This window comes from Streptomyces sp. JLYT201 (assembly GCF_059448825.1).
The window spans coordinates 8655644-8673397 of the sequence record NZ_CM182551.1 but is presented as its reverse complement, the minus strand read 5'-3'; the positions used below and the strand labels follow the sequence as shown (position 1 = coordinate 8673397).

Annotated in this window: 19 protein-coding genes and 1 pseudogene; 9 read left to right on the top strand and 11 right to left on the bottom strand. The window is 74.0% G+C overall.

Annotated features, from left to right (window positions below; translation table 11 throughout):
* Positions 1-203 precede the first annotated feature (203 nt).
* The gene (locus tag AC5WAM_RS36960) at positions 204-749 is read right to left on the bottom strand and encodes a DUF2637 domain-containing protein (RefSeq protein WP_495520217.1); all 546 of its coding nucleotides are present in this window, start codon (positions 747-749) and stop codon (positions 204-206) included.
* A gap of 307 nt (positions 750-1056) precedes the next feature.
* Between AC5WAM_RS36960 and AC5WAM_RS36955 the strand changes: the two genes are divergently transcribed.
* Positions 1057-2016: a hypothetical protein gene (locus AC5WAM_RS36955; protein WP_366792776.1), complete on the top strand. Its 960-nt coding sequence runs from the start codon at positions 1057-1059 to the stop codon at positions 2014-2016.
* Between the two features lie 232 nt (positions 2017-2248).
* Complete coding sequence (locus tag AC5WAM_RS36950) at positions 2249-2842, top strand: YbhB/YbcL family Raf kinase inhibitor-like protein (protein WP_366792775.1); 594 nt, start codon at positions 2249-2251, stop codon at positions 2840-2842.
* A gap of 64 nt (positions 2843-2906) precedes the next feature.
* On the opposite strand, the gene AC5WAM_RS36945 is transcribed toward AC5WAM_RS36950, so the two are convergent.
* Both AC5WAM_RS36945 and AC5WAM_RS36940 read right to left on the bottom strand, forming a co-directional pair.
* Positions 2907-3611, bottom strand: coding sequence for a DUF1326 domain-containing protein (locus AC5WAM_RS36945; RefSeq protein ID WP_495520216.1), 705 nt, complete (start codon positions 3609-3611; stop codon positions 2907-2909).
* Between the two features lie 111 nt (positions 3612-3722).
* Positions 3723-4073, bottom strand: coding sequence for an MmcQ/YjbR family DNA-binding protein (locus tag AC5WAM_RS36940; protein ID WP_495520215.1), 351 nt, complete (start codon positions 4071-4073; stop codon positions 3723-3725).
* Positions 4074-4228: 155 nt separating this feature from the next.
* Here AC5WAM_RS36940 and AC5WAM_RS36935 point away from each other — a divergent pair, with 155 nt between their 5' ends.
* Positions 4229-5377: an alkaline phosphatase PhoX gene (locus AC5WAM_RS36935; RefSeq protein WP_495520214.1), complete on the top strand. Its 1149-nt coding sequence runs from the start codon at positions 4229-4231 to the stop codon at positions 5375-5377.
* A 1-nt stretch (position 5378) separates the two neighbouring features.
* On the opposite strand, the gene AC5WAM_RS36930 is transcribed toward AC5WAM_RS36935, so the two are convergent.
* The 5 genes and pseudogenes from AC5WAM_RS36930 to AC5WAM_RS36910 all read right to left on the bottom strand — a co-directional run bounded on the left by AC5WAM_RS36930 (position 5379) and on the right by AC5WAM_RS36910 (position 8993).
* On the bottom strand, positions 5379-6062 hold the full coding sequence (locus tag AC5WAM_RS36930) for a response regulator (RefSeq protein WP_495520213.1): 684 nt from the start codon (positions 6060-6062) through the stop codon (positions 5379-5381).
* Positions 6063-6177: 115 nt separating this feature from the next.
* Complete coding sequence (locus tag AC5WAM_RS36925; protein ID WP_495520212.1) at positions 6178-7281, bottom strand: methyltransferase; 1104 nt, start codon at positions 7279-7281, stop codon at positions 6178-6180.
* A 162-nt stretch (positions 7282-7443) separates the two neighbouring features.
* Positions 7444-7917: a GAF domain-containing protein gene (locus AC5WAM_RS36920; RefSeq protein WP_495520211.1), complete on the bottom strand. Its 474-nt coding sequence runs from the start codon at positions 7915-7917 to the stop codon at positions 7444-7446.
* Between the two features lie 82 nt (positions 7918-7999).
* A pseudogene (locus tag AC5WAM_RS36915) lies at positions 8000-8167 on the bottom strand (STAS domain-containing protein); the annotation flags it as partial.
* 274 nt (positions 8168-8441) lie between these two features.
* Positions 8442-8993: a GNAT family N-acetyltransferase gene (locus AC5WAM_RS36910; RefSeq protein WP_366792768.1), complete on the bottom strand. Its 552-nt coding sequence runs from the start codon at positions 8991-8993 to the stop codon at positions 8442-8444.
* A 50-nt stretch (positions 8994-9043) separates the two neighbouring features.
* Between AC5WAM_RS36910 and AC5WAM_RS36905 the strand changes: the two genes are divergently transcribed.
* From AC5WAM_RS36905 to AC5WAM_RS36885, 5 genes are all read left to right on the top strand, one after another.
* Positions 9044-9634, top strand: a complete 591-nt coding sequence (locus AC5WAM_RS36905; protein WP_495520210.1) for a TetR/AcrR family transcriptional regulator — start codon at positions 9044-9046, stop codon at positions 9632-9634.
* Between the two features lie 157 nt (positions 9635-9791).
* Positions 9792-11090, top strand: a complete 1299-nt coding sequence (locus AC5WAM_RS36900; protein WP_495520209.1) for a sensor histidine kinase — start codon at positions 9792-9794, stop codon at positions 11088-11090.
* Positions 11087-11758, top strand: a complete 672-nt coding sequence (locus AC5WAM_RS36895; protein WP_495520208.1) for a response regulator — start codon at positions 11087-11089, stop codon at positions 11756-11758. The genes AC5WAM_RS36900 and AC5WAM_RS36895 overlap by 4 nt, the downstream gene beginning before the upstream one ends.
* Before the next feature lie 66 nt (positions 11759-11824).
* On the top strand, positions 11825-12301 hold the full coding sequence (locus AC5WAM_RS36890) for a MerR family transcriptional regulator (RefSeq protein WP_495520207.1): 477 nt from the start codon (positions 11825-11827) through the stop codon (positions 12299-12301).
* A gap of 8 nt (positions 12302-12309) precedes the next feature.
* On the top strand, positions 12310-13341 hold the full coding sequence (locus tag AC5WAM_RS36885) for an aldo/keto reductase (RefSeq protein WP_495520206.1): 1032 nt from the start codon (positions 12310-12312) through the stop codon (positions 13339-13341).
* Here AC5WAM_RS36885 and AC5WAM_RS36880 read toward each other — a convergent pair.
* Positions 13332-14177, bottom strand: coding sequence for a class I SAM-dependent methyltransferase (locus tag AC5WAM_RS36880; RefSeq protein WP_495520205.1), 846 nt, complete (start codon positions 14175-14177; stop codon positions 13332-13334). The two genes, AC5WAM_RS36885 and AC5WAM_RS36880, sit on opposite strands and share 10 nt — an antisense overlap.
* Before the next feature lie 108 nt (positions 14178-14285).
* Between AC5WAM_RS36880 and AC5WAM_RS36875 the strand changes: the two genes are divergently transcribed.
* Complete coding sequence (locus AC5WAM_RS36875; protein ID WP_366792761.1) at positions 14286-14870, top strand: TetR/AcrR family transcriptional regulator; 585 nt, start codon at positions 14286-14288, stop codon at positions 14868-14870.
* A 36-nt stretch (positions 14871-14906) separates the two neighbouring features.
* Here AC5WAM_RS36875 and AC5WAM_RS36870 read toward each other — a convergent pair whose 3' ends face one another.
* On the bottom strand, positions 14907-15431 hold the full coding sequence (locus AC5WAM_RS36870) for a VOC family protein (RefSeq protein WP_495520204.1): 525 nt from the start codon (positions 15429-15431) through the stop codon (positions 14907-14909).
* A gap of 206 nt (positions 15432-15637) precedes the next feature.
* Complete coding sequence (locus AC5WAM_RS36865) at positions 15638-17563, bottom strand: sensor histidine kinase (protein ID WP_495520203.1); 1926 nt, start codon at positions 17561-17563, stop codon at positions 15638-15640.
* Positions 17564-17754: the final 191 nt, after the last annotated feature.

Here is a 17754-nt window from a genome sequence, read left to right as displayed (position 1 = left end):
TCGCCCCCCTCCTTCTTGGCTCCGTGCACGCCAAGATCCGGTGAGCAGGAACCATCCGGCGGGGATGTGATCAACGCCCGCCACCATTAACGGGCACGTTGGCGTTCTCACCGTCTGAGTCCGCCCCGAGACCCGGAGCATTCACGGCCCAACAGCCTCCCCTGCCCCCAAAGCACCACCGTCTGCCCAGGCCGGCACCCGCATCACGGCCGTACCACCAGCAGACGCAAAAGGTGCCAGCACGCACTATGCCGCCTCAGCAAGCAGCCGTAGGGCACCGCCGAGGCCGTTGACGCCCCTCCCCCGAGTCCGTACAGCGACCGGACCGCGCCGATCCGCAGTTCCTTACGCAATGAGTCCGCCGAGACGGGGCGTTTGCGCGACTGCCAGCTCCGCATGTCCAGGCACAGCGCCTGCCCGACCAGCGGATCGCGCACGGCTTCCCACTTCCAACACCGTCTTCCTCTGCCACCTCGGACGCGTCCACTGCGTCTTCCACCCTGCCGCTGGGACCGTGTGCCAGGAGTTCCACGGACAACAGCAGCGCGAAAGGCGGCCAGCCACATCACCGCTCGCCGCCGCGTAACGCAGCGACCGGACGACGTCAGCAGACCAACGGTCAACAGCAGGAGAAGCCCGTCGACCGACAGTGGCCACAAGGCGGCGCTCGTCTTGTCCGCCCCACCCTGCAAAGCGAACTCCCGCCACGTACGACGCGTAAGCCGCGACTCCCGCCACCACCAACGCACACAGACGGCGCACCCACACGTCCAGCGCGAACCCGCCCCGGAACGTGTGCTGCTCCGCTCTCTCGCCGAGCCGCCTCACTTCGACTCCACCGTCAAGATCGCCGCACGGAAGGGCAAGGGCGGGAGCGCAGGCACGCCCCTCCCAGCAGTGTCAGGAGGGGCAGCCAGACGCAGGAGCCATCACCCGGATGTTATGACGACGTGTTAGTAGGCACGGGGTGCCCGGGTCAGTAGCTTCGATGAGTGACGGGCGGTGCGGGCGCCCGTCCGCACGATCCCCCCACAACCGCTTCGAGACGAGGTCCTCGTGAGCCGTAGACAACTCCCCCGTCTGCTGACCGCATCCGTCGTCCTGGCCCTCGGCGCCGGGACCCTGGCCACCTCCGGCCCCACCGCGGCCGCCGCCCCCGGCGCCCCACGGAGTGGCGCCGCCGCACCCTACTGCTACGACGAACCGTCGCAGCCGAACGCCGACGTGAGCGACCTCAAGGCGTCCTTCAACTCCTCGAACTGGATGCGCACCCTCCAGACCATGTACAAGCGGCGCTGGCCCAGCGGTGAGGCCCTGGCGATCGCCCAGGCCAAGGACAAGTACTGGGACCAGTTCGTGAACAAGCAGAGCTTCGAGGGATTCACCGAGTCGATGATGGTGGCGATCCACGAGGAGACCCACATGTGGGACCTCGACCCGTCCCGGACCAAGTGGGACGTCCACATCGCGGCCTGGATCAACGCCGGTCAGCAGGCGCTGACGGTCCCCGTGCTCGGCGGCTTCCCCCGCAAGGAGATCCTGCCCCTGATCAAGGACAGCCTCAGCTCCTCCATGGACGACATCTACCTGCGGGACAGGACGCAGGGCGAGTACCGCCTCCAGGGAGTCCTTGCGGAGCAGAACGCGGGCCTGACCGGACTGCCCGCGGTGACGGTGGTCCAGGAGTACATCAAGGGCGTCGGCGCCAGCAACGCCCGGGACATCGCCGCCACCAACCTGCGCTACCTGCTGCTCTACTTGCGCGTCGCCAAGGACAAGCACCCCGACTACTGGGCCAGGATCAAGGCCGAGCCCAAGCTGCGCGACCTGGTCCTGACCCAGTTCCTGCGCACCGCGTACTGGCTGGAGAAGTCCGCGCCCTACACCGGCAAGCTCGGCAGCCGGGACGCCGACAAGATCACGGCGGCGAACTACGCGCCGGAGAACATCGCCGTCCTGGAGGAGTTCACCGGCCGCAAGGTGCGCGTCGACGCGCAGAAGCACTGCACCGCCTGAGCACGGGCCACGGGGAGGCCGGGCCTCCCCGTGGCACTTCGGGCCCGATGCCGGGCTCGCCGTCAGCGCTGGCGGTTCGCCCCCGCGCTCGCCGAGGACGAGAAAAGTACCGCGATCCGGTCGATGAGTGACATGACATCGGAAACTGCGATGCCTACGCTGGCCCCACCGCACGAACACCGCTCTCACGCCACGGAACCCCAGTGTCCCCCCACCTCCTCGGGAGCCTCCAGTGAGAAGTGCACGCATCGCGCTCTGCGCTCTGCTCGTCACCGGAGCCGTCGGCCTCTCGCCCGCCACCGCCTCGTCGAGCCCCTCGGCGCCGTCGGCGCCCCGGAGCGCGTTCGCCCTCTCCAGCAGCGCGTTCGCCGACGGCGGCGTCATCCCCAAGGTCCACGAGTGCACCAGCGGCGGCGGCAGCGACCCCGCCAAGAGAAACGAATCGCCTCCCCTGGCCTGGTCCGGCGCCCCGGCCGCCGCGAAGAGCTACGCGATCGTCATGCGCGACCTCGACAACGCCAACCTCATCCACTGGGTCATCTACGACATCCCGGCGAACACGGCTTCGCTCCCCCAGAACGTCGACCACAAGTACCAGCCCTCCACCCCGGCGGGAGCCAGGCAGGTCTACTACCGCGGCAGCGCCAGCCTCTACGGCTACCAGGGACCCTGCTCGCCCTCGACGGTGAACACCTACGAGTTCGTCGTCCACGCGCTCAACCAGGCGTCGCTGACCAACCTGAACGCGAACTCGTCGACCCGGACCGCCGCCAGGGAGATCGCCGCGGCGTCGATCGGCTCGGCCAGGATCACCGGCGAGTCCTAGCCTTCGCACCGCGCCGCGGGCGGCCCGGCCGGCGGTCGATGGCCGACCGGGAGCCCGGGGCCGGTCAGGGGCGCCAGTCGAAGGGGAAGTGCTTGCTCGATCCGCCCCGGTACGCGTGGGAGAAGTCGAAGCCTTCCGCGTGGTCGCTCTCGACGACGCCCCAGGTGGCGATCTGGCCGGGCCCCACCTCGGCGCCCGGCGCGTTGACGAGCTGGACGCGGCGGTCGGGGTCGGCGGTCGGGCCGGTCAGGGCCACCGCCCCGACCGCGACCTTGTCGCCGACGGCGGCCCGCCAGTACGAGAGGTCCTCGGCCGCGTCGAAGCGGACGGGGGCGTACTGGACGTCGCGCAGTTCGCTGATGAGGGAGCCGAACTCGCCCGGCCAGCCCCCGACGTGCCCGGCGAAGATCTGCTGGAGCGCGTCCCGCTGGGCCTGGTCGCCCTTGGCGTCTAGGTAGAGCATCACCTTCATCGTGGCGTTCGGGTCGCCGACCCACATGTTGCCGGTGAACTCGCCGAGCGCGACGACGCCCAGGCCGTCCAGGCGCACGTCCCCGAAGTGCCCTTCGTGGATCTGCCAGACGAGCGTGAACAGGCAGTCCCCGTGGGTCGGGGCCTGCGCGAAGGTGCAGGGGCAGGGCAGGGAGCAGCTACAGACGTCGAACCACTCGCCCCGCAGGTGCCAGTCGGGCAGCGAACCGTCGCCACCGGCGCGGACGACGGTGGGCGTGGCGGAAGCGCTCGACGAAGTCGCGGACGTGGTGCACATGGTGGGGCCTCCTGAAGGGACGTGGACGGATACCCGGCGGGGGTATCCGTCGTCGATGAGGAGGACGCTACGGGGCGAGGTTCGCGCCCGTCAAGTACCCCCCAGGGGTATCTATGCCCAGGGGTCGGGGTGTGCCTCGGCGAGGCGCCGCGGCGCCCGCTGCCGCCAGGCGTCCGCGAGGATGTCCCGCAGCTCCGCCGTGTCCGCCAGGGCGCTCAGGTGCACTCGCAGCCAGTCGTAGCGGTCGTCGTGTCCGGCCCTGAGGAAGAACTTCTCCGGCTCGGCCGCGATCAGTTCGTCCCGCTCCTCGCGCGGGCACCTGACGCCCATCGACGCGTCGTCGTCCGCGAGCGCGGCGAAGACCTTTCCGCCCACCCGGAAGGTCGGCCGACCCCAGGCCGCCTTCTCCTCCGCACCGGGCAGGGCGAGCGCGAGGGCGCGTACGTCATCGGCGGTCACCATGAGGTCGACCCTAGGGCGGGCGCGGCGCTTCCGCATCACGTGATCGCCATTCGCCCAGTGGCTGAAAACAGTTCATCCTCCGGTGACTTACCGCCCCGGCGCGGCGGCCCTACTGTCCACGGCGTTCCCGTCCCCCGTGCGACGAAGGAGTCGACATGGAACGCCGTACCGTGCTGCGCGCCGCCGTTCTGAGCGCAGGAGCAACAGCTTTCTCCGGTTCGCTGTGGCGCCAGGCCGCCGCGTATCCCGCCCTGCCGGGGCCCAGCCCCTACGGAGCCCTCCAGGCGGCCGACGCCAACGGCATCAGGCTTCCCGCGGGCTTCACCAGCAGGGTCATCGCCCGCTCCTCCCAGCAGGTGTCCGGCACCGGCTACACCTGGCACGGAGCGCCCGACGGCGGCGCCTGCTTCGCCGACGGCACGGGCTGGATCTATGTGTCCAACGCCGAGCTCAGCGGCGGCCAGGGCGGCGCGAGCGCGGTGAAGTTCAACAGCGCCGCCCAGATCACCGGCGCCTACTCCGTCCTGTCCGGCACGCAGCGCAACTGTGCGGGCGGCGCCACCCCGTGGAACACCTGGCTGTCGTGCGAGGAGACCGACACCGGCCACGTCCACGAGACCGACCCGTGGGGCGTGAACCCGGCGGTGCAGCGGGCGGCGATGGGCCGCTTCAACCACGAGGCGGCGGCCGCCGACCCGGTGCGCAAGGTGATCTATCTGACCGAGGACAAGACCGACGGCCGCTTCTACCGGTTCGTGCCCGCCACCTGGGGCGATCTGTCGTCCGGCTCCCTCCAGGTGCTCAAGGAGGCCGGCGGGACGCTGTCCTGGGCCACCGTGCCCGACCCGGACGGCAGCCCCACCGCCACGCGCTACCAGGTGTCCGGCGCCAAGGTCTTCAACGGCGGCGAGGGCTGCCACTACCGCGCCGACATCTGCTACTTCACCACCAAGGGGGACAACCGCGTCTGGGCCTACCACGCGGCGAACAACACCCTCGCCGTCGTGTACGACGACAACGTCGGCGGCGCCCCGCTGACCGGCGTGGACAACGTCACCGCCGCCGCGGTCGGCGACCTCTACGTGGCCGAGGACGGCGGCAACATGGAGATCTGCATCATCACGCCCTCCGACGTCGTCGCCCCGTTCCTGCGGATCACCGGCCAGTCCTCGTCCGAGATCACCGGGCCCGCGTTCAACCCCGCGGGCAACCGCCTGTACTTCTCCTCGCAGCGCGGCACGTCCGGCGCCAGCAGCGGCGGCATCACCTACGAGGTGACCGGGCCCTTCCGCAACAGCCTGTGACCTAGGCCCCGTTCGCCGCGCCGTCCGCGCCCGGGCTCACCAGGCCGACCTCGTACGCGAGGATGATGGCCTGCGCCCGGTCGCGCAGCGACAGCTTGGCCAGGATCGCGTTGACGTGGGTCTTCACCGTGGACCTGCCGATGCCGAGGGCCTGGGCGATCTCCGGGTTGCTCAGGCCCGCGGCCACCGCGCGCAGGACGTCCGTCTCGCGCGCGGTGAGGGCGTCGAGACGGCCGTCGGGCCGCGGGCGCGCGAGGACCGCGCCGCCCGCGAAGGCGTCGATGAGCCGACGGGTGACGGCCGGGGCGAGCAGTGCCTCACCGGAGGCGACGGTGCGGATGGCGTCGACCAGGTCCTGCGGTTCGCAGTCCTTGAGCAGGAAGCCGGAGGCGCCGCCGCGCAGGGCGGCGAACACGTACTCGTCGCGGCGGAACGTGGTGAGGACCAGGACCCGTACCGGCGGGTCGAGGGCGGTCAGCAGGCGCGTGGCCGTGAGGCCGTCCATGCCCGGCATCCTGATGTCCATCAGGGCCACGTCGGGGCGTTGGGCGCGGGCCAGTTCGAGGGCCTGTGCGCCGTCGGCGGCCTGGCCGGTCACCGTCAGGTCCGGCTCGGCGTCGATGACGGCGGCGAAGCCCGCGCGCACCACCGCCTGGTCGTCCACGACGACCACCCGCACCGCCATGGCCCGCCCTCCCCGACGTGTTCCCGCCCCGCTCGCGTCCGTATGCCGGGAAGCGTACGCGCGCCGGGCCCGGGGCGGCTGCCCCGCGGCCGCTCGCGCGGGACTCCGCGCCCGGTCAGCCCTCGGCTGCCGCCGCCTCGATGAGGCAGAACGCGTTCCCCTCGCCGAGCCCGGTCACCGAGGTCAGGGTGAGCCCCGCCCGGTCGCAGAGCTCAGCGAACTCCTCACGGGTGCGTTCCCTTCCGCCCACGTTCAGGAGCATGTTGAGGTCGGTCAGATAGAGAGGGGTGCTCTCGGGAGCGACGGCGTCGGGCAGCAGGTGTTCCACGATCAGCACGCGCCCGCCGGGCGGAAGCACCGCACGGCAGTGGCCGAGGATGGTGACGGCCTGGTCGTCGTTCCAGTCGTGCAGGATGCTCTTGAGCAGATAGAGGTCGGCGCCCTCGGGGACCGCTCGGAAGAAGTCCCCGACCACCAGGGAACAGCGGTCCTCCACCTCGTGCCGCCGCAGCGTCGGGGGCGCCTGTGCCAGGCCCTCCTCGGTGTCGCAGAGGATGCCGGAGAGCGCCGGGTGCGCGCGCAGCACCGGGGACAGCAGGGTGCCGTCGCCGCCGCCGATGTCGGCGACCGTGGTGAAGCGGCCGAAGTCGTAGGCGTGCGGGAGCTGGGCTGCGGTGAGCGAAGTGGACTGGCTCATCGCCGTGTTGAACAGCACGGACAGCTCCGGGTGCTCCTTGAGGTAGGGGAAGAAGTCCGTGCCGAAGACCGAGGCGAAGGTGGTGTCGCCGGTCCGTACGCCCTCGTCCAGGTGCTCCCAGGCGCGCAGCATCGCCGGTTCGGCGAACATGCCGACGAGTGCCGCGAGCGAGTCGGGGCGCGTCGGATCGAGGAGGGCTCCCGCGGAGGTCACCGCGTAGGAGCCCGGGGCGCGTTCCTGGAGGATGCCGAGGCCCGCGAGAGCGCGCAGCAGCCGGGCAGTGGCCTGCGGCTGCGTCCCGGCCTCCGCGGCCACTTCGGCGGCGTGCCGCTCCTTGGCGCCGATGATCTCGACCACGCGCAGCCGGACGGCCGCCCGCAGGGTCTGGGCCGCCAAGCCGCCCAGGAGGATGTCGACCACGCGCCCGCGGTCCTCGGCACGCGCCGCCGGGGCCTCACCGTCCGTCTCCGCCCGGGCCTTACTGTCCGTCTCCGCCCGGGTCTCACCGTTCGTGTCCGCCACCGTCACTCCCCTTCCGGTCGGGTCGCGCGTGCCTCGCCGCACGGACGACCATGCAACTTAGGTAACCCTAACTTGAAGGGTGGAGTGAGTGTCGAGAACCGGCCAACCGGGCGCCGCCGCCCGGTCGTTGCCGCGCTCCGCGACCGCCCGAGCGCCGCTCCCTCAGATCAGACAGGAGGCGCGGGCCAGCCCCTCCAGGGCCCGGCGCCGGCCGTCCCGCCACCCCAGGGACCCCGGGAAGTGGACGGACACGACGCCGACCAGCGCACCGGCGCGGGACAGGATCGGCACCGACGCGACCGCGCCGACGTCGGCGTCCCGCAGCACGTCGAGGGCCGGAGTGCCGAGGAAGACCGGGGAGTTCACCACGTCCGCGACGAAGACCGGCTTGTGGTCCAGGGCGGCCACGCCGCACGCGGTCTCGCGGTCGTCGACCGTCTCGAAGAAGCTCAGGAACGGCTGCTGGAACCCGTGGTGCGCGACGATGCGCAGCGCTCCGACCGCGGGGTCGAAGAGCTGGGCGTTGCCCATCGGAGCGCCGGTGATCCGCAGGGCCACCGAGAGCGCCTCCGAAAGGAGCGAGCGGCGCCGCCGGTACTCGTGGGGCGCCAGCGGCGCCGTGCGCGCGTCGTGCACGAGCCGCGCCCCGTCGCCCCCCCCCGCACATCTCCAGCGGGCGCAGCACCGCGCTGTGGGCCCGCGTGACGGTCAGGGCCCCGCCCTCGGCGGCGGCCTGGTGGTGGGCGTCCAGGAGGAGGTCGACACCGGCGGCGCCGCAGAACGTGACCCGGCTCAGGTCGAGCGCGACCAGGTCGCGCTGCTCGCGTGCGCGGGCGAGGGTGCGGGCGAGCACCGTGGCCGAGGAGACGTCCAGCTCGCCGGCCACGCGGATGACGACGCGGCCGTCGGCGCGGGCGACCGCGAGCCGCAGGCCGTCCGACGCCGGGGACCACTCCACGGCCTCACCCCGCCCCCCTGCCGCCGACCCTCATGAGCCGTCCGTGCTGGAACCGTCCACGCTAGAGCCGGTAGCCCGCGCGCCTCGCACCCTCCACCGACCCTTGCCCGAACCATCATCGATACGGACAAGGTCGATCGTCCGGACACGCTTCCCTGACCGGAATGGAGTGTTTCTGACAGCCCTCGGGGAGGAGGCCGGGTCACACGCCGCGGGTGCGCCACTCCGGGGCGAGGACGGACCACTGCTGGGCGTCGTACCGCACGCCTTCGTACGGCCACGACGCGCGGCGCACGCCCTCCAGGGTCATGCCGAGGCGCTTGGCCACCGCGGCGCTGCGCTCGTTGTCCGCGCGGCAGACCCACTCCGCGCGGTGCACGCCCCGGACGGTGAACGCCCAGTCGAGCAGCACCTCGCAGGCCCGGGTGATCAGGCCGTGCCCCTCGGCCGCGGGCTCCAGCCAGCAGCCGACCTCGCACGTGCCCGACGCGGCGTCGAAGCTCACGAACATCACGCCGCCGACCAGCGTGCCGTCGCGCCAGATGCCGTACAGCCGGGCCCCGTCCGCGGCCTGCCGCTCGGCGTACCGGCCGAGCGTGGCCCGGGCGCCGTCGAGGTCGTCGGTGACGAAGGCCGCCCCGACCCAGGGCCGGATGTGCTCGCGGGCCCGGTCCAGATGGGCGGCGAACTCCTCGGCGTGCCACGGCTCGAGCGGGCTCAGGCGGGCGTCGTCCCGCAGCGGGAGGGCGAACATGGAGACCTCACATTCACACAACAAGCGTTATGACTATGTACGGTAGCAGCATGCCACGCACCAAGGGAGATCACGAAGCCCGCCGCCGCGAGGTGTCCGAGGCCGTCTGGCGGGTCCTCGCCGCGCACGGCTTCGGCGGCCTGACCCTGCGCGCCGTCGCCACCGAGCTCGGCGCGACCACCGGCCTGCTCACCCACTACTTCCCGGCCAAGCGCGACTTGGTCGCGCACGCCCTGGACCTGCTCGACCGGCGCACCGCGACCCGTCCCCGGCGCGCCGGGGGGACGGGCCTGCCGGCCGTGCGCGCCGCGCTGCTCGACGTGCTGCCGCTGACCGCCGAGGCCACCGACAGCAACCGCATCTGGGTCTCCTCCTGGGACACCGCGCTCGCCGACCCCGGCCTGAGCGACGAGTACGCCCGCAAGTACGCGCGCAGCCGCGACAAGCTGCGCGACCTGGTCGCCACGGCACAGGAGCTGGGCGAGCTGCCCGCCGGAGACCCCGCCCGCATCGCCGCCGCCGCGCAGTCCTTCGTGCTCGGCCTGGTGGTGCAGGCCCTCTTCGCCCCGGCGGCGTTCTCGCCGCAGCACCAGGTCGAGCTCCTGGACGACTACCTCGCCGGGCTCACCGCGACGCCTTGACGCCACCCCGGGGGCCCTCCCTCCGGAGAGCCACGGACGATCTCACCCCGGGGCGGGACGCCGCCCCGGGCCCCGGCCCCCTAGCCTCGCTTCCGGGTACGCCGACAGCCGTGCTCACGCCCTCCCTCCCGCACGGTGACCACCGAGGACGCCCGGCATGACCAGCCACCACCCCCCGCCCACGAACCCCGCCCCGGCACGGGGCAGGGCCGCCCTCCGCAGGCTGCGCGCCGACCTGGCGACCACCCGGGCCATGCCGCTGCCGCCCTGGTCGTGGCCGCGCGGCCTGCGGTGGCTGCGCCGGCTCCCGCACGTCCTGGTCGTCCTCGCGGCAGCGGCGGTGGCGGCGACCGGCGCGGACCTGCCGGCCCGGCTCCTGGCCACCGGGCACGCGGCCTGCTGGCCGGTGGCGCTGCGCCGCCCCGTGCCCGCCTGGTGGCTGTCGAGCGCCTTCTTCGTCGTCATCCCCCTCGCGCATCCGCCCACGCCCGCCAACGCGCTGTGGACCTGGACCGTACAGGCGGGCGTGCTCCTCCTGCTCGCGCTGCGCGTGCCACCCGCGTCGGCGGCCGGGGCGGCGGGCCTGAGCGGCGCGGCAGGGGTGGCGCTGAAAGCGGCCGGGGGCGCCGTCGGCTCCTGGAACCTGGTGCTCGTCGGCCTCGTCCTGTTCACCTTTGCGGTGCTGGTCGGCGGGGTGGCCCGGGGGCGCAGGGAGGACCGCGCCCGGCTCACCGCACAGATCGCCGCCACCGCGCAGGAGCGCGCCGTGCGCACCGTCCTTGAGGAGCGCACCCGCATCGCCCGCGAGCTGCACGACGTCGTCGCCCATCACATGTCGCTCATCTCCATCCAGGCCGACGCGGCGCCCTACCGCGTCCCCGACCCGCCGCCGGAGCTCGCCGCCGAGTTCGCCGCCATCCGCGCCAACGCCCTGGAGGGCCTCGCCGAACTGCGGCACCTGCTGGGTCTGCTGCGCGCCGACGCTCCCGGCGCGAGCACGGCCGCCACCGCCCCGCAGCCCTCGCTCGCCGCGCTCGACACCCTGCTGGCGCACGTGCGCGCCGCGGGGCTGCCCGTGGCCGTGCGCGTCGACGGCGACCGCAGGCCGCTGCCGCCGGGGGTGGAGCTGTCGGCGTACCGCATCGTCCAGGAGGCGCTGAGCAACACCCTGCGCCACGCCCCCGGCGCCGAGGCGGCCGTCGAACTCGTCTACGCGCCGACCGCGTTGCGGCTGTGCGTCACCAACGGGCCCGCCGCCGTGGCCGCCGCGCCCACGCCCGGCGGCGGCCACGGCCTCACCGGGATGCGCGAGCGTGCTGCCATGCTGGAGGGCGACCTCGCCGCGGGCCCGCTGCCGGGCGGGGGCTGGGAGGTCACCGCCGTCCTCCCGGCGCGCCGCACCCCGCGCGAGCCGCCCGGCCAGGCCCCCACCACGGACAAGGACTCCCCCGCATGACGATCCGCGTGCTGATCGCCGACGACCAGGCCATGGTGCGCGAGGCCCTCTCCGTCCTGCTCGGCGCCCAACCCGACCTCGACGTCGTCGCCACGGCCGAGGACGGCGCCGCGGCCGTGGCCCGCGCCGCCGAACTGCGGCCCGACGTCGTCGTCATGGACATCCGCATGCCCGGCCTCGACGGCATCGAGGCGACCCGCCGCATCACCGCGGAGCCCGCGTCCCCGACGAAGGTCCTGGCCCTGACCACCTTCAACCTCGACGAGTACGTGTACGAGGCGCTGCGCGCCGGGGCGAGCGGCTTCCTGCTCAAGGAGGCCTCCGGCGTCCAGCTCGCCGACGGGATCAGGGTGGTGGCCCGGGGCGACGCGCTGCTCTCACCGGAGCTCACCAAGCGGCTCATCACCGAGTTCGCCCGCATCGGCCCGGCGGCGAAGCCGCCCACCGGCGTGGTCGTCGACCGGCTCACCGCGCGCGAGACCGAGGTCCTCGTCCAGGTCGCCCAGGGCCTGTCCAACGCGGAGATCGCCACGGCCCTCACCGTCGCCGAGGAGACCGTCAAGACGCACGTCGGCCGGATCCTGCACAAGCTGGCCCTGCGCGACCGCACCCAGGCCGCCGTCTTCGCCTACGAGTCGGGCCTCGTCACACCGGGCGCCACGGCCTGACGCCGGGCCGCCCGCCCGCGCAAAGCACTTGCTTCAAGTGCACTCGAACGCTTTAGCGTGATCGGCATGACGGTGACCGACAACGCCTCCTTGACAGCCCCGCGCCCGGACCCGCGCCCGGACATCTGCGTGTCCCCGACACTGCGGCATCCGCGCCCCGACGGCCAGGACCGCTACACGATCAGCGAGGTCGCGGCGTTCACCGGGCTGCGGGCCCACACCCTGCGCTGGTACGAGCAGATCGGTCTGATGCCGCACGTGGAGCGGTCCCACACCGGGCAGCGCCGCTTCAGCAACAGGGACCTGGACTGGCTCGACTTCGTGGGCAAGCTGCGTCTGACCGGGATGCCGGTCGCCGCCATGGTCCACTTCGCGGACCTGGTCCGCAGGGGCGAGGTCACCCACGCGGAGCGGCGGGAGGTCCTGGAGCGGACCCGGCACGACGTCGTCGCGCGCATCACGGAGCTGCGCGACGCCCTCGCCGTCCTCGACGCCAAAATCACCTTCTACGCGGGCGCCCACCGTGCGCCGGAAGGGGCCTGAACGCCCTCATGAACACCTCCATCGAACCGATCCCCACGGTCCGCCTCGGCGCCGAGGGACCGCTCGTCGGCGTCCAGGGCTTCGGCGCCATGGGCATCAGCGCCGCCTACGGACAGACCGACGACGCGGCGGCCCGCGACACCCTGGAGGCGACCGTCGAGGCGGGCGTCACCCTCATCGACACCGCCGACATGTACGGCACCGGCGCCAACGAGGAGTTCCTCGCGCCGTTCGTCGCCGCGCACCGCGACGACATCACCCTGGCCACCAAGTTCGGCATCGAGACCCGCGCCGACGACCCCGGCCACCGGGTCGTCCGCAACGATCCCGCGTACGTGCGCCGGGCCGTCGAGGGAAGCCTGCGCCGCCTGGGCGTCGAGGTCATCGACCTGTACTACATGCACCGCAGGGACCCCGGGGTCCCGCTCGCCGAGTCCGTCGGCGCGATGGCCGAACTGGTGCGGGAGGGCAAGGTCAAACACCTGGGCCTGAGCGAGGTCACCGGGGCCGAGCTGCGCGAGGCGTACGCCGTGCACCCCATCGCCGCGGTGCAGTCGGAGTGGTCGCTCTTCAGCCGGGACGTCGAGTACAGCGTGGTGGGCGCGGCCGCCGATCTCGGGGTCGCCTTCGTGCCGTACTCGCCGCTCGGACGCGGCTTCCTCACCGGCGCCTTCACCGACGCGAGCGCCGAGCTGTCGAGCGACGACTTCCGCCAGTCGATGCCGCGGCTGAGCGGCGACAACGCCGTGGCGAACGCCGCCCTCCTGACGCCCCTGCGCGCCATCGCGGCCGACCGCGGCGCCACCCCGGCGCAGATCGCCCTGGCCTGGGTGCAGCAGCGGGCCCGGACGCACGGCCTCGCGGTGGTCCCGATCCCCGGCACCCGCAAGCGCGGCCGCCTCCTGGAGAACGCGGCGGCCACCAGGATCACGCTGACCGCACCGGAGCTCGCGGCCCTGGAGCCGATCGCGGGCCGGGTCGCGGGCGACCGCTACCCCGACATGTCCCTCACCTCCGCCGCGCGGGAGACTCAGGGCTGACAGCGGGCCGTCAGGAGCCGCCCGACGCCGAGCAGCCGCAGGCCGTCCCCGGTCTCGTGCCGCCTCAGCCGCTCGGTGAGGCGGGTGCGGGCGAGCTCCCGCGCGTCGGCGCCGACCTGTTCGAGAAGGTGCCGGCCGGGGCCGGAGTCGAGCATGAAGCGGGCCGCGTCCTCGGCATCGCGGCCCCAGGTCCCGTACGCCTGGACGCGTTCGGCCCGTACGTCGCGGAATCCGGCCGCCGTGAGCAGCCCGGTGGCGGTGTCGGTGGCGGCCAGCGAGAACATGCCGCTGCCACCGGGCGCGCCGAACCCCCGCATCGGCAGGACGCCGTCGAGTGCGCCGAAGGCCCGCAGCCACTCGGTGTTCTCCGGCTCTGCGGCGGTGAGGAAGACGATCCGGCCGCCGGGCCGCAGGGCGCGGGCGACGTTGGCGAACGCGGCGACGGGGTCGGTGAAGAACATGACGCCGAAGCGGCTGATCGCCACGTCGAAGGTGGCGGGCGCGAGGGGATGGACCTGGGCGTCGCCGTGCGCGAAGGAGACGTTGGCGACGCCCTCGTCCGCCGCCCGCTCCCGGGCGCGCTCCAGCATGGGCGCGGAGAGGTCGAGGCCGAGCACGCGGCCGGGGGCAACGGCCCGGGCGGCGAGGCGAGTGGTGGCTCCGGCCCCGCAGCCGACGTCCAGGACCGAGTCACCGGCGCGCAGGGCGGCGGCGTCGAGCAGCGGCTGGTCGAACCCGCCGTTGACGGCGTTCCAGCGGTCCTGGTGGGCGGCCCAGTGGGCGCCCTCATAGCCGTTCCATGCCTGCGCCTGGGCGGTGTTGGCGATGCCGTGCATACGGGATGACCTCCAGCGATGGGAGCCGGGCACCCTAGAATGGGCGAGTGCCCAAATAGTATGGGCGCACGCCCATACTGGCAATCACCGTGCCCTGGGAGGGACTTGATGTCACCGCGCGGAGTTGCGATTCCCGATCTGCGAGAGCGGCTGTTCGACGCCGCCGAGCGCGTGCTCGCGCGGGACGGCGCCGGCGCCCTGACCGGCCGGGCCGTCACGGAGGAGGCGGGCTGCGCCAAGGGGGTGCTGCACACGCACTTCGCGGGCCTCGACCAGTTCGTCGCCGAACTCTGTCTGGACCGCTTCGCCCGCGTCGCGGCGCGGGCGAAGGACCTGCCGAAGCGGGCGGGCACAGCCACCGTGGCCGAGCACCTCGCCGCCGTGGCCGCGGCGGTCCTCTCCCTGGACCCCGGTGTCGTGGAGCTGGCCGTGACCCGCCCGGCCGCCACCCTGCGCATCCGCGAAGCCTGGCAGGCGGGTGCACCCGGCTTCGGCGCGGTGCAGGAGTCGATCGGCTCCTATCTGCGCGAGGAGCAGCGCCTGGAACGCGTACCACGGGAGTTGGACACGGCATCCGTCGCCCTCGCCCTGGTCGGAACGCTGCATCATCTGCTGATGACGGGGTGGAGGGACGCGGCGGATCCGCGGGGTGAGGTGCAGCGGCTCATCCGCGCGCTGGTCGGCGGGGCCTGAGGCCGGGCCCGACGCAGGCGCGACGGCGGGGCGGGCTCAGTCGTTCGGGCACAGCGGCGGGCTCGCCAGGCCCGTCTCGCGGCCGCTGAGTTCGGCGTCCAGGGTCTGCTGCGCGACCCGCATCGCCTCGGCGTACCGCGGCTCGGACATGCGCCGCCAGGCCTCGTCCGGTGCGACCTCCTCCTGGCGGCTGACCACCCACCAGATGTTGCCGAACGGGTCGCGCACCCTGCCGCCCCGGTCGCCCCAGGCGCTGTCGGAGACCTCGGTGACGACCCGCGCGCCGTGGGCGACGGCGGCGGCCACCGCGGCGTCCGCGTCGGGGACGTAGACCCGCAGGAGCGAGGGCATCACCGGCCAGTCGGGCCGCCGGTCGAAGGCCAGCACGACCGTGTCGCCGACCCGGATCTCGCCGTGCCCGACGGTGCCGTCCTCGACCGGCACCCTGGCGAGCTCCTCACCGTCGAACGCGGCGGCGACGAAGTCGAGGAGTGCTCCGGTGTCGTCGGTGACCACCCAGGGCGCGACACTGGTGTATCCCTCGGGCGCGGTGCGGTGCATCGGTCTCGTCCTTCCGTAGCGGCCTGCCGGGCCACGGCGTTCGACCGTGCCCCGCTTGCTCCAGGACCGACAGTAGAACCCGTATAGGACCGTTCCTGGCCCAGAGGACGCGCCGTCAGGTCGTCCGTCCGTTCCGGCGGGGCGGATAGACGCGGAAGCCGCGCTTCCCGCCGAAGCCGCCGCGGTCGTGCCCAGGCCCGCCCCGCTCAGGGGAGGCGGGCGGCGTCCATCGCGTCCAGCAGGTCCCGGAGTCCGGCGAGTGCCGCGCGGGCCGCTTCCGTCATCTCCGCCAGTGCCGCGCGGCGGTCGCCGGTCGCGGCCAGGCCCTCCTCGGCGCAGCGGACGAGGCCTGCCGTGTGGGCGACGACCGTGCCGTGCAGGCCCGTCGCGACGCGGCGGCGCTCGCCGGTCACCGCGTCGCCGACGCGCGCGGCCACCGCGTCGAGCACGCGTCGCTCCCAGCGCCCGCCGTCGCCCCGGCGGGCGCGGGTCAGCAGGCCGAGCGCCCAGACGGGCAGCAGCCACGGCACGGCCACCAGGCCGAGGCCCGCGAGGAGCGCCGCGGTGCCGGGGCCCGCCGACTCGGCCGGGTCGCTCAGCACCGCGAGCCCGAGCACCGCCCCGCCGACGGCGCCGACCGCGACCGGCGCGGGCCAGGTCGCGCGGGCGGGCCCGTAGGCGCCCACCGCGTGCAGCGCGGCCAGTTCCACCGCCCACGCGCAGGTGAGGGCAGCGAGCCAGGCGAACGGCAGCACGCCCGCGACCGTGGCCGCCGCCCAGGCCAGGGACACGGCGAGCGGCACCGCGAGGGCCGTCGCGGGGGCCCGGCGGCGCAGCAGCAAGGGGGCCGCGTGGGCGGTCAACAGGGCGGTGAGGCCGCACAGTTCACCGCCGCTCGGCGGTACGGCGGCGAGCAGCGGCGCCGCCGTGCAGCCGGTGAACAGCGCCACGTCCACCGCTCGCGGCCACCAGGTGCGGGGCGTCCGCGTCGGCAGGGTCGCGGCGACGGTCCAGCCGCCGCGCTGCGACGGGCCCGCCGCGAGCCGTCCGCCGACGGACGCGGCCCGCGCCTTCAGGTGGGCGAGCCCCCGGCCGGTGCCGAGACCGCCGCCCAACGGCTCGCGCTCCCGGGCGGGTTCGTTCGTCACGGTGACCGTCAGCTCGCCGAGGGCGTACCCGACGCGGACGGCGACCGGCGCCCCCGCGGCGTACCGCATGGCGTTGGTCAGGGACTCCTGGACGACGCGGTACGCGGTGGCGCGGACGGCGGGCGGCAGGGGCCGGGGGCGGCCGCGGACGTCGAGGGCGACGGGCACACCGCGGCGCTCCAGGCCTGCGCACAAGGGCGGCAGGATGTCGTGCAGGGGCCCCTCGCCCGGCTCGTCGGCGACCACCGCGACCAGTCCGGCGAGGGCGGCCAGGACGTCACGGCCCACCGCGGCGCCGTGGGCGAGGGCCGCGTCGGCCAGTTCGGGGCGGCTCTCCGCGAGCCGCAGCGCGGCCGCTCCTTGGACGGCGATGGCGGTGAGGTGGTGCCCCGCGGTGTCGTGCAGGTCGCGGGCGAGCCGTTCGCGCTCGGCGTCGGCGGCGGCCCGGCGTTCGCCGTCCACGTCGGCGAGGCGGGCGAGGAGGCGGGCCCTGCGGTCCGCGCGGTGGGCGCGCAGCCGCCCGCACACCACGATGACCAGGTGCAGCAGGGCGCCCGCGAGCAGGTCGTCGAGGAGCGGGCCCGGCCCGTCACCGCCCGCCCCGGGCAGGGGAGTCGAGGCGGTGGCGAGCGCCGCGCCGGGCAGCGCGAGGCGCGCGCGGCGGCGCACGGACAGGGAGAACAGCGCGACCCAGACGGCGACGGGCAGCGCGGGCGTCAGCGCGACCTCCGGCAGCAGCGCCCGGGTGCCCGCGTCGGCCGCGAGCGCCGCGCAGAACACCGGCACCGGGGCCACCGCCCGCCCCACCAGGGCTGCCGCCGACGCGAGCACCGCGAGGATCCCCAGGCCCTTCTGCCAGGGCTCGGCATGGCCCGGGCCGATGACGACCACGGTCACGTGTCCGGCGAGGAGCAGCACGGGCAGCACCGCGGCGACGCTCTCCGCCCGCCTGCGCGGCAGCGCCCCGAGGCCGTCCGGTGCCACGCCGTGCCATGGGTGCCGCGTGCGGCGTCTGCGGGCCTCGTCGTGGCTGGCCGCGCGGTTCCCCGCGCCTCTTTGGGGCCCTGTCCCCTCGGGGTGCTGTCCCCTCAGGGCGCTGTGGCTTCGGGGCGTGTGCCCCTGCCGTGCCGTGACGAAGGGGCGCAGCCGTGCCCTCATCCAGTCCTCCCCCAGCC

Excerpts from the sequence above, each read along its gene's own strand:
- AC5WAM_RS36935 (WP_495520214.1), top strand. The coding sequence starts at position 4,229 with ATGGAACGCCGTACCGTGCTGCGCGCCGCCGTTCTGAGCGCAGGAGCA.
- AC5WAM_RS36900 (WP_495520209.1), top strand. The coding sequence starts at position 9,792 with ATGACCAGCCACCACCCCCCGCCCACGAACCCCGCCCCGGCACGGGGC.
- AC5WAM_RS36940 (WP_495520215.1), bottom strand. The coding sequence starts at position 4,073 with ATGGTGACCGCCGATGACGTACGCGCCCTCGCGCTCGCCCTGCCCGGT.
- AC5WAM_RS36885 (WP_495520206.1), top strand. The coding sequence starts at position 12,310 with ATGAACACCTCCATCGAACCGATCCCCACGGTCCGCCTCGGCGCCGAG.
- AC5WAM_RS36905 (WP_495520210.1), top strand. The coding sequence starts at position 9,044 with ATGCCACGCACCAAGGGAGATCACGAAGCCCGCCGCCGCGAGGTGTCC.
- AC5WAM_RS36875 (WP_366792761.1), top strand. The coding sequence starts at position 14,286 with ATGTCACCGCGCGGAGTTGCGATTCCCGATCTGCGAGAGCGGCTGTTC.
- AC5WAM_RS36945 (WP_495520216.1), bottom strand. The coding sequence starts at position 3,611 with ATGTGCACCACGTCCGCGACTTCGTCGAGCGCTTCCGCCACGCCCACC.
- AC5WAM_RS36870 (WP_495520204.1), bottom strand. The coding sequence starts at position 15,431 with ATGCACCGCACCGCGCCCGAGGGATACACCAGTGTCGCGCCCTGGGTG.
- AC5WAM_RS36895 (WP_495520208.1), top strand. The coding sequence starts at position 11,087 with ATGACGATCCGCGTGCTGATCGCCGACGACCAGGCCATGGTGCGCGAG.
- AC5WAM_RS36890 (WP_495520207.1), top strand. The coding sequence starts at position 11,825 with ATGACGGTGACCGACAACGCCTCCTTGACAGCCCCGCGCCCGGACCCG.
- AC5WAM_RS36930 (WP_495520213.1), bottom strand. The coding sequence starts at position 6,062 with ATGGCGGTGCGGGTGGTCGTCGTGGACGACCAGGCGGTGGTGCGCGCG.
- AC5WAM_RS36880 (WP_495520205.1), bottom strand. The coding sequence starts at position 14,177 with ATGCACGGCATCGCCAACACCGCCCAGGCGCAGGCATGGAACGGCTAT.
- AC5WAM_RS36910 (WP_366792768.1), bottom strand. The coding sequence starts at position 8,993 with ATGTTCGCCCTCCCGCTGCGGGACGACGCCCGCCTGAGCCCGCTCGAG.